This is a genomic window from Pseudonocardia sp. (assembly GCF_025965585.1).
Taxonomy (GTDB): domain Bacteria; phylum Actinomycetota; class Actinomycetes; order Mycobacteriales; family Pseudonocardiaceae; genus Pseudonocardia.
In genome coordinates, this window is record NZ_JAOPWR010000084.1 from 1 (window position 1) to 13,055 (window position 13,055).

Annotated in this window: 14 protein-coding genes; 10 read left to right on the plus strand and 4 right to left on the minus strand. The window is 69.2% G+C overall.

The features are described from left to right. Positions 1 to 19: 19 nt before the first annotated feature. Positions 20 to 1,468, minus strand: coding sequence for a LytTR family transcriptional regulator DNA-binding domain-containing protein (locus JWR81_RS05395; RefSeq protein ID WP_297647337.1), 1,449 nt, complete (start codon positions 1,466 to 1,468; stop codon positions 20 to 22). Between JWR81_RS05395 and JWR81_RS05400 the strand changes: the two genes are divergently transcribed. The 3 genes from JWR81_RS05400 to JWR81_RS05410 all read left to right on the plus strand — a co-directional run bounded on the left by JWR81_RS05400 (position 1,461) and on the right by JWR81_RS05410 (position 5,101). Continuing rightward, complete coding sequence (locus JWR81_RS05400) at positions 1,461 to 2,228, plus strand: helix-turn-helix domain-containing protein (protein WP_297647340.1); 768 nt, start codon at positions 1,461 to 1,463, stop codon at positions 2,226 to 2,228. The two genes, JWR81_RS05395 and JWR81_RS05400, sit on opposite strands and share 8 nt — an antisense overlap. Before the next feature lie 83 nt (positions 2,229 to 2,311). Continuing rightward, positions 2,312 to 3,463, plus strand: a complete 1,152-nt coding sequence (locus JWR81_RS05405; RefSeq protein WP_297647343.1) for a globin domain-containing protein — start codon at positions 2,312 to 2,314, stop codon at positions 3,461 to 3,463. Positions 3,464 to 3,766: 303 nt separating this feature from the next. Continuing rightward, a complete protein-coding gene (locus JWR81_RS05410) occupies positions 3,767 to 5,101 on the plus strand; it encodes an acyl-CoA dehydrogenase family protein (protein WP_297647346.1) in 1,335 nt (444 codons plus the stop codon). Positions 5,102 to 5,223: 122 nt separating this feature from the next. Here the strand turns inward: JWR81_RS05410 and JWR81_RS05415 are convergent, their stop codons facing one another. Continuing rightward, the gene (locus tag JWR81_RS05415) at positions 5,224 to 5,952 is read right to left on the minus strand and encodes a helix-turn-helix domain-containing protein (RefSeq protein WP_297647349.1); all 729 of its coding nucleotides are present in this window, start codon (positions 5,950 to 5,952) and stop codon (positions 5,224 to 5,226) included. Positions 5,953 to 6,048: 96 nt separating this feature from the next. Between JWR81_RS05415 and JWR81_RS05420 the strand changes: the two genes are divergently transcribed. Genes JWR81_RS05420 through JWR81_RS05435 form a run of 5 tightly spaced genes read left to right on the plus strand, consistent with a single transcriptional unit; the run spans position 6,049 to position 9,539 of the window. Continuing rightward, positions 6,049 to 6,486 carry a DoxX family membrane protein gene (locus tag JWR81_RS05420; RefSeq protein WP_297647352.1) on the plus strand — a complete coding sequence of 146 codons (438 nt, stop codon included), beginning with the start codon at positions 6,049 to 6,051 and terminating at the stop codon, positions 6,484 to 6,486. 59 nt (positions 6,487 to 6,545) lie between these two features. Beyond that, positions 6,546 to 7,127 (plus strand): GTP cyclohydrolase I FolE, encoded by a 582-nt coding sequence (folE, locus tag JWR81_RS05425; RefSeq protein ID WP_297647372.1) that lies wholly within the window; start codon positions 6,546 to 6,548, stop codon positions 7,125 to 7,127. A gap of 58 nt (positions 7,128 to 7,185) precedes the next feature. Continuing rightward, complete coding sequence (locus JWR81_RS34245; protein ID WP_367278738.1) at positions 7,186 to 7,608, plus strand: transaldolase family protein; 423 nt, start codon at positions 7,186 to 7,188, stop codon at positions 7,606 to 7,608. Beyond that, the gene (locus tag JWR81_RS34250; protein ID WP_367278737.1) at positions 7,581 to 8,246 is read left to right on the plus strand and encodes a transaldolase family protein; all 666 of its coding nucleotides are present in this window, start codon (positions 7,581 to 7,583) and stop codon (positions 8,244 to 8,246) included. The genes JWR81_RS34245 and JWR81_RS34250 overlap by 28 nt, the downstream gene beginning before the upstream one ends. Positions 8,247 to 8,264: 18 nt before the next feature. After that, a complete protein-coding gene (locus JWR81_RS05435) occupies positions 8,265 to 9,539 on the plus strand; it encodes an FAD-dependent oxidoreductase (RefSeq protein WP_297647355.1) in 1,275 nt (424 codons plus the stop codon). Positions 9,540 to 10,516: 977 nt separating this feature from the next. Here the strand turns inward: JWR81_RS05435 and JWR81_RS05440 are convergent. Both JWR81_RS05440 and JWR81_RS05445 read right to left on the minus strand, forming a co-directional pair. After that, the gene (locus JWR81_RS05440) at positions 10,517 to 10,897 is read right to left on the minus strand and encodes a hypothetical protein (protein ID WP_297647358.1); all 381 of its coding nucleotides are present in this window, start codon (positions 10,895 to 10,897) and stop codon (positions 10,517 to 10,519) included. 222 nt (positions 10,898 to 11,119) lie between these two features. Beyond that, positions 11,120 to 11,809: a TetR/AcrR family transcriptional regulator gene (locus JWR81_RS05445; protein ID WP_297647361.1), complete on the minus strand. Its 690-nt coding sequence runs from the start codon at positions 11,807 to 11,809 to the stop codon at positions 11,120 to 11,122. Positions 11,810 to 11,869: 60 nt separating this feature from the next. Here JWR81_RS05445 and JWR81_RS05450 point away from each other — a divergent pair, with 60 nt between their 5' ends. Both JWR81_RS05450 and JWR81_RS05455 read left to right on the plus strand, forming a co-directional pair. Beyond that, positions 11,870 to 12,295: a nuclear transport factor 2 family protein gene (locus tag JWR81_RS05450; protein ID WP_297647365.1), complete on the plus strand. Its 426-nt coding sequence runs from the start codon at positions 11,870 to 11,872 to the stop codon at positions 12,293 to 12,295. A 59-nt stretch (positions 12,296 to 12,354) separates the two neighbouring features. Next, the gene (locus JWR81_RS05455) at positions 12,355 to 12,762 is read left to right on the plus strand and encodes a nitroreductase/quinone reductase family protein (RefSeq protein ID WP_297647369.1); all 408 of its coding nucleotides are present in this window, start codon (positions 12,355 to 12,357) and stop codon (positions 12,760 to 12,762) included. Positions 12,763 to 13,055 lie beyond the last annotated feature (293 nt).

Here is a 13,055-nt window from a genome sequence, read left to right on the forward strand (position 1 = left end):
GCCGACGAACTCCGGCCTGTCAGATTCCCAGCGCTGCACGCAACCGAGGCATGTGGCGGCGCGCGACGGGGATGGCCTCATACCCGTGGTGCTGGGTGCTCACCGTGAGCGTCCCCTTGCTGATGCCCTGGCCGACCTCCCGTATCCGATGCAGGTTCACCAGATAGCTCCTGTGCACGCGGAGGAATCCGGACGATCCGAGCGCGCGTTCGATGTTGTCGATCCCGTGGTCGGCTGCCCGCACCCGCCCCCGGTCCGTGATGAGCCAGACGACGTGCCGGTCAGCCGCCGCGTACCGGATCTCGTGTGGCGAGAGAATGATCAACTGGCGCTCGTGGATGCCGACGACACGCACTGGGATGTCGGCGCCGCCCGTCTGGGCGATACCGCCGGCAAGTCGTGGACCATCCGCGTCGACAGCGCTGACCAGCAGGATGCCGATGAACCCGCCGTCGAGGTGGACGGGACGCACCGCGAACGCCATCTGCTCGCGCAGGAGGCCGACCCGGAAGACGGCGGTCCACGACGGATCCGACGTGGCGTGAGCCGCCGCGATGGCCGCGATCTCCCTGAGCTCGACCGACAGGAACCGCCGACGGGGGGTCGGCTCCACGGCGGGGACCGACGGCAGGTGGCCACCCAGGTCGTGGGCATACTGGTTGGCCGCCACGACGTTGCCCGCGACGTCGGCGACCACGACAGCCTCGTGCGTCGTTGCCCGATCGGCGGCTGCCACGAAATCCGCCAACAACGCTCTGCCCTCCCGGACCGCCTCCTCCCGCAGCAGTGCACGGATCGACGTGACGGCCCGCTCCATCCCGTCGGGCGCCCCGCAGACGGATCTCCAGAAGGAGACGTTGACGGCAGCGAGGGGCCGACCGGTCACCGCATCGCTGACCGAGATCCCGTGGCAGGTCCAGTCATGCAGAGCCGCACGCCAGTGCTCGGGCCCCCGGACCGACACCGGGTAGGGCATCCCCAGCGAGGTACCGAGTCCGTTGGTGCCCGTTCTGGACTCCGACCAGGTGTACAGCGGGGCGAGGCTGACGTCCTCGGCACGACGCCGAGTGTCGGCGTCACCCCACGAACCCAGGATCCGTCCTGAGCCGTCGGTCACGGTGGTGAGCGATCCGTCCGTGCCCGCTGCGATAGCGGCGGCAACCCCACCAAGCTGGGCGACGACACCCGCATGCAGCAACGACGTGGTACTGGCGCCGGCCGTGCCGCCGGCACGCGGTGGGGCGGCGTTCAGCGGATCCACCCCGTACAGGTCGCGGCTGCGCTGCCAGGACAGCAGGATCACGGCGGGCACATCACGGACATCGTCGTCGCCCGCAGCGAACCGCTCCCATGCCGCCCTCGTCGTTCGCGCACGCTCGCTGAAGGTCCGCACCGGTGGGGATGGCACGCCGCCCCAGTTCTTGACGATCACACCGCCCACGCGCTTCTCCTGCCCGCTTGTGCTCATCCACAAGCGTGCTTATGAGAGTATGACGATCCGCTTTAATCGGCCAGTGCCCCGAGGGAGGAATGACGTGGCTGAACGTCACCGGACACACGAGGCGTTGGCCGTGGCCAGCCGCGTCCAGATGATCGACACGTTGCGCGCCAGCCCGCGAGCGCTCACCGCTGGGGAGCTCGCGTCAGCCTGTGGCTTGCACGTCAGCACGGTGCGGTTCCACCTCGACATCCTTGCGAGGGCCGGGCTGGTGCACAGCCGGTCCGAGCCGACGGGGACGCGGGGTCGGCCGCGGCACCTGTACACGCCGACGACAGCAGGCGGCCCGGAGTCGTCCGCGGGCACCGGCTACCAGTTGCTCGCGAGCCTTCTCGCGGCACATTGGGACGGGACCGCTGACGAACGGTCTACACGCGCCGAACGCGCCGGTCGAGCCGCGGCCGGCGCGCAGCAACGCTCGGAGTCACCGCCGCGATCGCTGCCCCTTCGTGAGGCCGTCGCCGAGGTCGCCGGCACGTTCGCCGAGCTCGGATTCGAGCCCGAGCTCGTCACGGAGGGCGCAGGCGTGCAGATGCGCCTGCACGCCTGTCCCTTCCGCGCGGTGGCCGTGGCGCACCCGGAAGTCGTGTGCTCATTGCACCTCGGTCTGATCCGAGGTGCGCTGGACGGGTTGGGCGGTGCGGCCGCGGCAAGCAGCCTCGAGCCCTTCGTCGAGCCACATCTGTGCATCGCCCACGTCATCCCTGCCGAGCAGGTGACCGCGCAGTGACCGCCGGTCAGGCCCGGCCCTGGACGGATCCGGAACGTCGCGTTCCTGGCGCCGTGCCGGAACCGTCGAAACCCGGGCGACCGGTGCAGGGTCTCCTCGATGTCGGCGAGACGATCCGCCGGAGCTGGGCGATCGTCGAGCCCCGCACAGAGGAGCTGACACAGCTGTTCTACGGCCTGCTGTTCGAGCGGGCGCCGGCGAGCCGGTCCCTGTTCCCGCTGAACATGCAGGTGCAGCGCAGCCGGCTGCTGCGGGCGCTCCTGCACGTGCTGCAGATGGTCGACCAGCCCGAGAATCTCGATCCGTTCCTCGACCAGCTCGGTCGCGACCACCGCAAGTTCGACGTCGTCGACGAGCACTACCGCGTGCTCGGCGACGCGTTGACGGGGGCGGTGGCCCACTTCTCCGGCTCTGCGTGGACACCTGAGGTCGCGTCAGCCTGGGATCAGGCCTACGAGATGGTGGCCGACCGCATGACCTCGGCCGCACGCGCGGATCGCGGTCCGGCGTCGTGGACGGGACGGGTCGTCGACCACCGCAGGCTCGGCTGGGATCTGGCCGTCGTCACCGTTCAGACCGCTCCGCCGATCCCGTACCGGGCCGGCCAGTACATGAGCATCGAGACCCCGCACCGTCCACGGTTGTGGCGCTACCTGTCCCCGGCCAACGCGCCACGCGACGACGGCGTACTGGAGTTCCACGTCAGGGCGGTCGAGAGCGGGTGGGTCAGCCGGGCGATCGTCGCCCACACGAGGCCGGGTGAGACGTGGCGGATCGGCCCGCCGATGGGCCGGATGCGGATCGACCCGGCGTCCACCGACGACGTGGTGATGGTGGCCGGAGGCACCGGGGTCGCGCCGATCAGAGCGATGCTGCAGCACCTGATCGAGCAGGGCTCCCGCAGGCACACCACGCTGTTCGTCGGCGGTCGCACCAAGAAGGATCTCTACGACCTATCCCATCTCCGCGCCCTGTCCTCCGACCACCCGTGGCTCTACGTCGTGCCGGTGATCGAGCACGTCGACGACCACCACGTCCTCGACGAACCGAACCCGCTCGTCGCCGGGGCCGTGACGGGCACACTGGCCGACGCGGTCACCGGCTACGGCGCCTGGCGCGACCACGATGTGCTCGTCTGCGGATCGCCGCAGATGATCCGCGCAACCGTCGGCCAGATGTTGGTGGCAGGCACTCCCCTCGACCGCATTCGCTACGACCCGTTCACTCTCGACTGATGCGCTGACCGTGGACGTCCACCGCGTCTTGCGGCTCGTGTCGACTTCAGGATCGACGATCCGTCGGCGTCCGGCGACTTGCCCGCACCGTCGGTAGTGCCTGTCTCGGCGACCCACTGAGGCGCTGTTCGTGCGCGCCGCGCGGCCGTTCGTGCGGCATTTGCCAAAGCTCGTGCGATGTCTCTTCCCGAGATTGGCCGCAGACCCGATAGTGCACCCCGACGCAGGTCGCGGCATAGCAGAGCGATCCGAGCGTCAACGCATTCGGCGTGACTCGTTGTAAATTTCGACGGAGGAGCTCGCATGGCCATCGACTTTACTCTCAGCCCGGCACAGAAGAAGGTTCAGCTGGACGCCCGGGACTTCGCCGAGAACGTCTTGGCGCCGATCGTGCGAGATGCGGACCGCGAGCCTGATCCACTCAAGGCGTTCCAGATGACGAAGCCGGCGTACGTCGATTCCTACAAACGCGGTATCGCCTTCTGCATGCTCCCGAAGGAGTATGGCGGCGGAGGCCTCACCAACGTCGAACTGATCCTCGCGGCGGAAGAGATTTGCGCGATTGATCCCGGGTTCGCGTGCACCGTCCTTGTGAACGGGCTCGGCCTGCTGCCGATCTGGTATTGGGGCACCGAGGAGCAGAAAAAGAGGGTCTTCACGGAGGCAACCTCCGACCCCACAGGCGAATGGATCGCCGGGTACGGCGCCAGCGAGCCTGCCGGAACTCCAGGAGGTACGGCGAACTTCGACACGCCGCTCCCCTCACCGGCAGGTATCGGCGTCACCGCCATCCTGGACGGCGACTCCTACATCGTCAACGGCCGCAAGTACTGGCCGTGCAACGTCGGCGGCTGGGACGGTCAGGGCGCCAACACGAGCCTCTACGTCGTCCGCACCGATCCGGAACTGGGCGGCACCGAGGGCCTCGCCGGCCTCATGGTCGATCGCGGCACCCCGGGCGTCACCTTCACCACCATCGATACCTTCGGACACCGGCTGACCCCGAACTCCGAGGTCGTCTTCGAAGATGCCCGAGTTCCCAAGGCGAACCTCATCGAAGGCACCAAGGGTAACGGCGACCTGCTCATCAACCGCAACTTCGCCTGGTCCGGACCCGTGGCCGGCATCGCCGCAGTGGGTGTGGCCCGAGCCGCCTACGAGGCGGCACTCGCCTGGGCGAAGACCTACACGGCCGGAGGACCTTTCCCCATCATCCATCACCAGAACGTCGGCTATGTTCTAGGTGACGTCGCAGGGAAAATCGAAGCCGCACGCTACTTCTGCTGGAAGGCCGCGCACTACATCGACGAGCACGACTACCACGGCGAACTCATCGGCGCGATGAACAAGGTCTACTGCACCGAGTCGCTGTTCGACGCCGTCTACAAGTGCATGCAGGTCGTCGGCGTCAACAGCGCAGACAAAAAACACATGTTCGAGAAGTACCTCCGCGAGGCGGCGATCTTCCCGATCTACGACGGTGGCAATTTCGGAATGCAGCGCCGCCGCGTACACGGCGTCCTAGCCAGCCCGGACTTCGACCCGCGCGCCCTGATGGACAACAACTACGTCGAGTTCACCAAGGAGATGGAGACCATCGACACCATTGCGACGCCCACACCCGTCGGCGCCCGCTGAGCGCCGCCGCTCTCAACGGCGGCTGGTTGATGACGGTGCCTCGCCAGCGGCAGGATGGCGTCAGTCACGCGGCAGTATCGCCGCGCGGCTGACGCCATCCGGGCCCCACGCCCCGCCGACGTTCATCCGTCCAGCCCGCCGCTTCTGGCCGCTGCATCCGCAACGTCGGATTCTGGTTCGAGGCGGACGCAGCAGCGGGCCGGGGTGGGATGCAGGTGGGCAGCGAGTCCGGTGCAACTGATGCCGTCGAGGATGCCGTCGAGCAGACGTAGGTTCATCCCGCAGACGAGCTCGGTGTGTTGCTGGGCCAGCGTGTGGAACGGGCAGTTCACCAGCGCGATGTGGGGGCCCTCGACACGCGGCTCGTAGCCGTGGGCTTCGAGGACGGCCAGCGTGGCGGCGCGTGCGTCGCCGCCGGTGGCGGGGTGCGCGGTGGCGGCGAGGCCCCGCCCTACCGTGTAGGCATGGCGGCCGAGTGCGGCGCGCGGCGAGTCCCCGGACCGGTCAGCCTCCTCGAGTGCAGCGGCAAGAAGTTGCCCGGCCAAGGCGTAGTGCCGTTCGGGCAGCGACACGGAGACTTCACAGCCCGACCGACGGTAGAGCTTGGCCGGTCGCCCGGCGCCGGGCCCGGTGCGCCCGGTGCGCCGCTCGAAGACGACATCGAGCAATCCCTCGTCGACCAGGCGGTCGAGATGGAAGGCCACGGTAGTGCGCGGCAGCCCCAGTTCTGCGGCGGCGTCGTCGCGGCTGACGGGGCCGGCTTGGCGCACCACGTGGTCGTAGGCCCGACGACGGGTGGGCTCGTCCAGCGCAGCGACGGCCGACACCTGTGCCTCACGATGTTCCTTCATACCCACACTCTATAGACAAGTTGCATTGACGAAACTTCTCGGCCAGGTCTACCGTCCTTCTACCAACAGCTTCTGTTGCAAATAGAAGGAGTCATGATGTCCACTGAGGTGTCGACGGCCCGCCGGGCCGCTCTGTCCGACCCGGCGTACCGGGCGTTCCTGCTGCTGCGCACGGTGTTCACCGTGGCGCCGGTCCTGTTCGGGCTGGACAAGTTCACGAATCTGCTCACCGACTGGCCGCACTACCTCGCCCCGTGGCTCGATGCCGTCGTTCCCGGCACGGCGCAGCAGGCGATGTACGCGATCGGCGTCGTCGAGATCGTCGCCGGGATCGCGGTCGCGCTGGCGCCCCGGTTCGGCGGGTGGCTCGTCGCGGCCTGGCTGCTCGGGATCATCGTCAACCTGCTGACCTTCCCCGGGTTCTTCGACGTTGCGCTGCGCGATTTCGGCCTGCTCGTCGCCGCGGTGGCGCTGGCCCAGCTCGCCACCCGCTACGCCGTCGGTCGCCACACCCGTTCCCACCCGGCGTCGTGACCTCCGCCCAGACCGGCACGTCCCTGCCCGGGCTTCCGGCGGACGGACGGCGTCGGAGTCTGCGTGTCATCCCACGCCGGGAAGCGGTCGACCTGCCCGCCGCGGAGCGGGCGGTGACCGCCCTGCTCGTCGCGTTGGGCAAGGACCCGACCGACGAGCACCTGTCCGGCACCCCGGATCGAGTGGCCCGTGCTTATGCCGACCTGCTCACCCCACGCGCGTTCGACCTGACGACCTTCCCCAACGACGAGGGCTACGACGAACTGGTGCTGGCCAGGGACATCCCGGTGCAGTCGCTGTGCGAGCACCACCTGCTGCCCTTCCACGGGGTCGCCCATGTCGGCTACCTGCCCGGTGACCGGATCCTCGGACTCTCGAAGCTGGCCCGGATCGTCGAGCAGTTCTCCCGCGACCTGCAGGTTCAGGAACGCCTGACCCAGCAGGTCGCCGACCGGCTCCAGCAGGACCTGACCCCGAAGGGCGTCGGCGTGGTGATCGAGGCGGAGCACCTGTGCATGTCACTGCGCGGGGTCAGAGCCACCGGTTCGCGCACCGTGACCTCGGCCCTGCATGGGGCGCTGCGCGAGGACGCCCGCTCGCGCCAGGAGTTCTTTGCCCTGACCGGGATCTCCCGTGCCTGACCCGCTCGCCAAACTGTCCGCGGCCGGGGTGTCGATCTGGCTCGACGACCTGAGCCGGATGCGACTGGTCTCGGGATCGTTGGCTGGTCTGATTCGGGACCCCCATGTCGTGGGAGTGACATCCAACCCGACCATCTTCGCCACCGCGATCGCCGGCAGCGATCTCTACGACGAGCAGATCAGGGACCTCGCCGCCCGCGGGGTCGGTGTCGACGAGGTCGTCCGCATGATCACCACCTTCGACGTCCGATGGGCCTGCCACGTGCTCCGCCCCGTCTACGACGCCACCGACGGCGTCGACGGGCGGGTCTCGATCGAGGTGGACGCCCGGCTGGCGCGCGACACCGGCACCGCTGTCGCCGAGGCGGGGGCGCTGTGGTGGCTCGTCGACCGGTCCAACCTGTTCATCAAGATCCCCGCGACCGAGGGCCCGTCGCCGCGATCGCGCCGTGCTTGGCCGAGCGCATCAGCGTCAACGTGACGTTGATCTTCTCCTGCAGCGCTACGCCGCCGTTGTGGACGCCTATCTCGAGGGCCCGGGCCACCGCCGCAGGGCGTGACCTGTCCCGATCGGCCTCGGTCGCTTCGTTCTTCGTCAGCCGCGTCGACACCGAGGTCGACGCGCGCCTCGACGAGCTCGCCACGACGGCCGCCAGCGCCCTCCGGGGCAGGGCCGCCGTCGCCAACGCCGTTCTCGCGTTCGCCCATCACGACGAGATCCTCGCCTCCGACCGCTGGGCACGACTGGACGCCGCCGGGGCCCGGCCGCAGCGACCGCTGTGGGCCTCCACCGGCGTCAAGGACCCTGCCTACGACGACACCCGCTACGTCGTCGACCTCGTCACCGCTGGAGTCGTGAACACGATGCCCAAGGCAACGCTCGACGCCGTCGCCGATCACGGAAAGTTGCGCGGCGACACGGTCCGGGGCTGCCGCGAAGAGGCCCGGAAGATCCTCGACGCGCTCACGGCGGTCGGCATCGACTACCACCGGGTTGTCACGACTCTGGAGGGCCAGGGGGCAGCCAAGTTCACGGCGTCCGGGGCGCAGCTCGCCACATCGCTCGCCGAGCGCCTCCGCATCCCGCAAGCCCAGCCCGAGACACCCGATTTTCGATGAGAAGGAGACATCACCGTCATGGGCACCCACCCGATATTCGTCATCATCGGCGCCGGCCTGACCGGGGCCAAGGCCGCCCAGACCCTGCGCGAGGAGGGCTTCGACGGGCGGATCGTCCTGATCGGCGCCGAACCCGACCGCCCCTACGAGCGACCCCCGTTGTCGAAGGGCTACCTCACCGGCACCGACGACCTGGCCAGCCTCTACGTCCACGACCAGAGCTGGTACGCCGAACACGCCGTCGAACTGCTACTCGGCCGTCGCGTGAGAGCCGTCGACCGCGTCGCGCACCAGATCGAGCTCGAGGGCGGCGACCGGCTCGACTACAGCAAGCTGCTCATCGCCACCGGGGCCCTCCCCCGCCGTCTCACCCTCCCCGGCGCCGACCTGGACGGGGTGCACCACCTGCGCACGGTCCAGGACTCCGCACGATTGCGCGAGGCGATCCGCGGCGGCGGACGGGTCGTGGTCGTGGGCGCCGGATGGATCGGGCTGGAAACCGCGGCCGCCGCCCGCGGGTACGGGTGCCACGTGACCATCATCGAACCGCAGGCCGCGCCGCTGCACGCCGCGCTGGGCCCCGAGATGGGCAGCTTCTTCGCCGACGTGCACCGCCGCCACGGTGTCGATCTCCACCTTGGCCGCGGCGTGACCGAGCTCCGCGGCACCGGCCAGGTCCGCGCAGTGGTCACCGATGCCGGCGACGAGATCCCCGCCGACACCGTGATCGTCGGTATCGGGACCCGGCCCTACACGGAGCTGGCCGAACAAGCCGGACTTGCGGTCGACAACGGCATCCTCGTCGACGAGTACCTGCGCACCACCGACCCCGACATCTTCGCCGCCGGTGACGTGGCCAACGTCTTCCACCCGCGCTACGGCGCCTGGATCCGCGTCGAACACTGGGCCAACGCCCTGCACGGAGGCCCGGCCGCGGCCCGAGGCATGCTCGGCCACGACGTCGTCGAGGACCGCATCCCGTACTTCTTCACCGACCAGTACGAGATCGGTATGGAGTACGCCGGCTCGTTCACCCCGGGCGGCTACGACACCTTCATCACGCGGGGTGATCTCGACGCGGCAGCCTTCACCGCGTTCTGGCTCTCCGACGGCCGGATCGTGGCCGGTATGCACGTCAACCAGTGGGACACGGGAATCGCACCGATACAGCAGCTGATCCGCGCCGGCCGGCCGGTCGACCCAGCGCGGCTCGCCAACACCTCCGTTCCGCTGGCGGACGCGGTCACCCACCCACCGTCCCCATCCGCCTCCCCTGCAGGCATCGTCCGATGAACGGTGAGCCACGCTCCGCATGCCGGCCCCATCCGGCGCGCCTTCTGGGAGCCGCCGTGGATCTGCTTCAGGAGGACCCTGGATGGGTCAGGGTCGGTGCACAATGGACCAGGCCAAAGCGGCGTTGGCCGGAGATCGCCGGTGACCCGGTGCATCACGCCCTGCACGGCTGGTCACCGGCCTCGACGTCTGTCAGCGTGCGTGGCGGTCCAGCTCGCCGAGCCTGGAGTCGAGCTTCCGCGCCGCAGCGAATGCACTCGCCGGCTCACCTTCTAGACCCCACGATGTCGCCATCGGGCACGGGACCGAGCCGAACGACGATCGCGATCACGGCCCGGCACGTCGATGGATAGGTGATCACATGGACCACGAGCGACACGGTGTGGACGCAACAAAGGCAGGTGACCCGGTCTGCTGGCTGCACGAGCTCTGCTCCGAGTGTGGCGCGATGCCCACAGCCGGGTCGCCCGACCGCTGCTGGCGTTGCGACACCGCGCTGGACGGCACCACAGACAACCCCATCACACCCGACGATGTCCGAACGCCGGCTGACTGAACACCGATCCGCCGCATCACCGATCCGGACCGTCTCTCTACGATCGAGAGACGGGCGAGGACAGGCATAACCCGCGCTGCTCGAAGAGTCGCGGCACACTCGCCCTGCTCGCCGCGCACGGCATCGAGCCCGCCGTGGTGCGTCATCTCGAGGCGGCACGGCGCGTCCCGAGATCGAGGACGTCCTGCGCAGGCTCGACACCGACGACCCTCTCACGACCACCCGAACCGGCGAACCGCTCTACCGCGAGCTCGGCCTGCCCGGTGCCGCTCGCGGGGACCTGCTGGATGCGCTGGCCGGGAACGCCGTACCGATCGAACGCCCGATCGTGCCCCTCGGCGACCGGGCCGTCATCGCACGTCCACCCGAAGGCGTCCTGGAACTGCTGTCCTAACCGTGCCCTGACCGGCTGCCGAAGGCCTCAGCCATCGGCGGCCGCGTGTCCGCTCGAACGGATCTGCATCCCCGGCCGGCGGCGGTGCACAGTCAGATAGGCAAGGCCGTCGGCGCCGACAGCGAGGCTGCGAACCGAGCCGCGGGGCAACCACACCAACTCGCCAGGGCCGAACGTGAGCAATCCGGCCTCGGTGACCATCGTCCCGCTGCCCGCGACGATCACCAAGAGCACATCGAGATCAGCCTCGACATGGGCGCCGATCCTCTCCCCCGCAGGCAAGTTCAGCACGTTCACATCAAGCTGACGGCCGACCTCCTCCAACCGCCACACCACCCCCACCGGCTGCGCCGTCTGGTCGGCGACGATCGGCTGCACACCGTGCAACACACGCGGCAGATCACGCATCGCCGATCACCCGTCCACCGGGAGCCTCGTGACGCTGCCCTGAATACGGCTCTCCGAGATCGATGTCACGATACTGCCCCTCTCCCGCCACAACACGTTGCGCCGCGACGCACGGAACCCACCAGATGGAGCACCAGTCTGACCACCCCCCGGACTCCCCGCCCAGCCGCCCACCGTGGACGCGCCACCCCACCCCGGTGACAGGGCCGACAAGAAACACTATTAAGCGGACGGGCAACTCGACGAGGCCGTTGAGCGCCCAGTTGTGAGCTCAGGTGGGAGCAGCGCAGCGATGAGCGCGTCGGCGATGAACGCGCCGAATCGCTCCAGGGGCCAGCCCCGGCGCCGGACGAGCAGCTCATAGACCTCGGACGAGCTGTAGGTCCACATGACCTGGCCGGCGTGCTCGACGGTGATGTCGTCGCGCAGATGCCCGGCGGCGGCGAGGTTCTGGGCGTTCTGCGTCATGCGCTCGAGTCGCTGGTCCTGCATCTCGGTGTAGAGGGCGGCCATCTCGGGGTCCGTGGCCGCGGCGTCACGGGCGAGCAATTGGATCGGCGCCACCCGCGGGGCGACCTCGGTGCTCAGCGTCCCGAAGCCTCGGATGATGGTGCGCGCGTCCACCTCGGTGGCCTGCAGCAGGTCCGAGCGCACCTGCGGCGGTACCGGCCCATCGCCGGCGAACGCCTCCTCGCACAGAGCCCGGACCAGGCCGGGTTTGCCCCCGAAACCCTTGTAGACGGTCTCGACCGACACCCCCGCCCGGGTGGCGATCGCCGCGACCGTGGTCGCCGCGAACCCCCCTGACAGGAACAGCTCCCGGGCCGCCACCAGCACCGCAGCCCGGTTCTCACGCGCCTGCACGGCTCGCCGGGAGGAGTCATAACGCCGGGTGGCCTTGACGTCAGCCATAATCCGCTCCATGGTTATGTATCGGTTACAGTCAACTGTAACATCGGACGGGAGATGGCCATGGACACGGTTGAACGCAACGGCGCCGCGGCGGTGATCGAGCGGCTGTGCCGGGCCACCAACGACCACGACCTCGACGCGATCGTGGCCTGCTTCAGCCCGGACTACCGCAACGAGACCCCAGCGCACCCCGCCCGCGGCTTCACCGGCCGCGAGCAGGTACGCCGCAACTGGACGCAGATCCTGGCCGCCGTCCCCGACCTCACCGCCGAAATGCTGCGCTGCACCGCGGACGGCGACACCGTCTGGACCGAGTGGGAGCACCGTGGAACCCGCCCCGACGGGTCACCCCATCTCCTGCGCGGCGTGATGATCCTCGGCGTCGCCGGCGACACCATCCGCTGGGCCCGCTTCTACCTGGAACCCGTCGACCAGAACGAGGCCACGGTGGACATGGCAGTACGCGCTCAGGTCGGTGCGCGATGACCCTGCCCGCACTACCGCGATCGGCACCCGTGCGCTCTCAACCGCCTCCCCTGTGGCTCATGTACCGGGTCGTCAACCCCACTGCGCGCCGGATAGTCGCCTCACCCCTCGGGCGCTGGACCGGCCCGGTCCTGCTGCTGCGCTTCACCGGCCGGCGCACCGGACGGCGCCTCGAGATCCCGGTGATCGGACACCACCTCGGGGAGTCGTTGCACGTGTTCACCGACGCGGCCTGGGCCCTGAACTTCGAAGGCGGCCGGACCGTCACCGTCATCGGCCGGGGACAGCAACGGGCGGCACACGGGCGACTCGTCGACGACCCCGCCGAAACCGCCGCCGCCATGCGGCGCGTTCTCGGGCAGGTCCCCAGTCCGCGCCGCCTCGGCTTGCACATCGACCCCGGCCACCGCCCCAGCGACAACGAACTCGCCGCCGTCCGCCGGACGATCAGCCTCTCCGTCCCGTAGCAAACGCCCACGGTGCTGAGTGAGACGGTCAAGGAAGATGAGCAGCATCGACGTGAAGGGGATGAAGACCTGAATGTCTCGGCGTTGATCCATAGCCACCCCGGATGGTGCCGACGCCGTCGGCGTTCGCCCCGATCCTCGGGCGTCCCACGCAACCCGACCCCGGATCCTCGCCTACGACAGACAGTCTGCGACACGCGGGAGCAGCACCCGACGCTCGGCAAGCACGGTGGGTGCGAAGACCCGCGCTCGCGCTGGCCAGACTCGCCGCCGACAGCACCCTGTGACCCGCG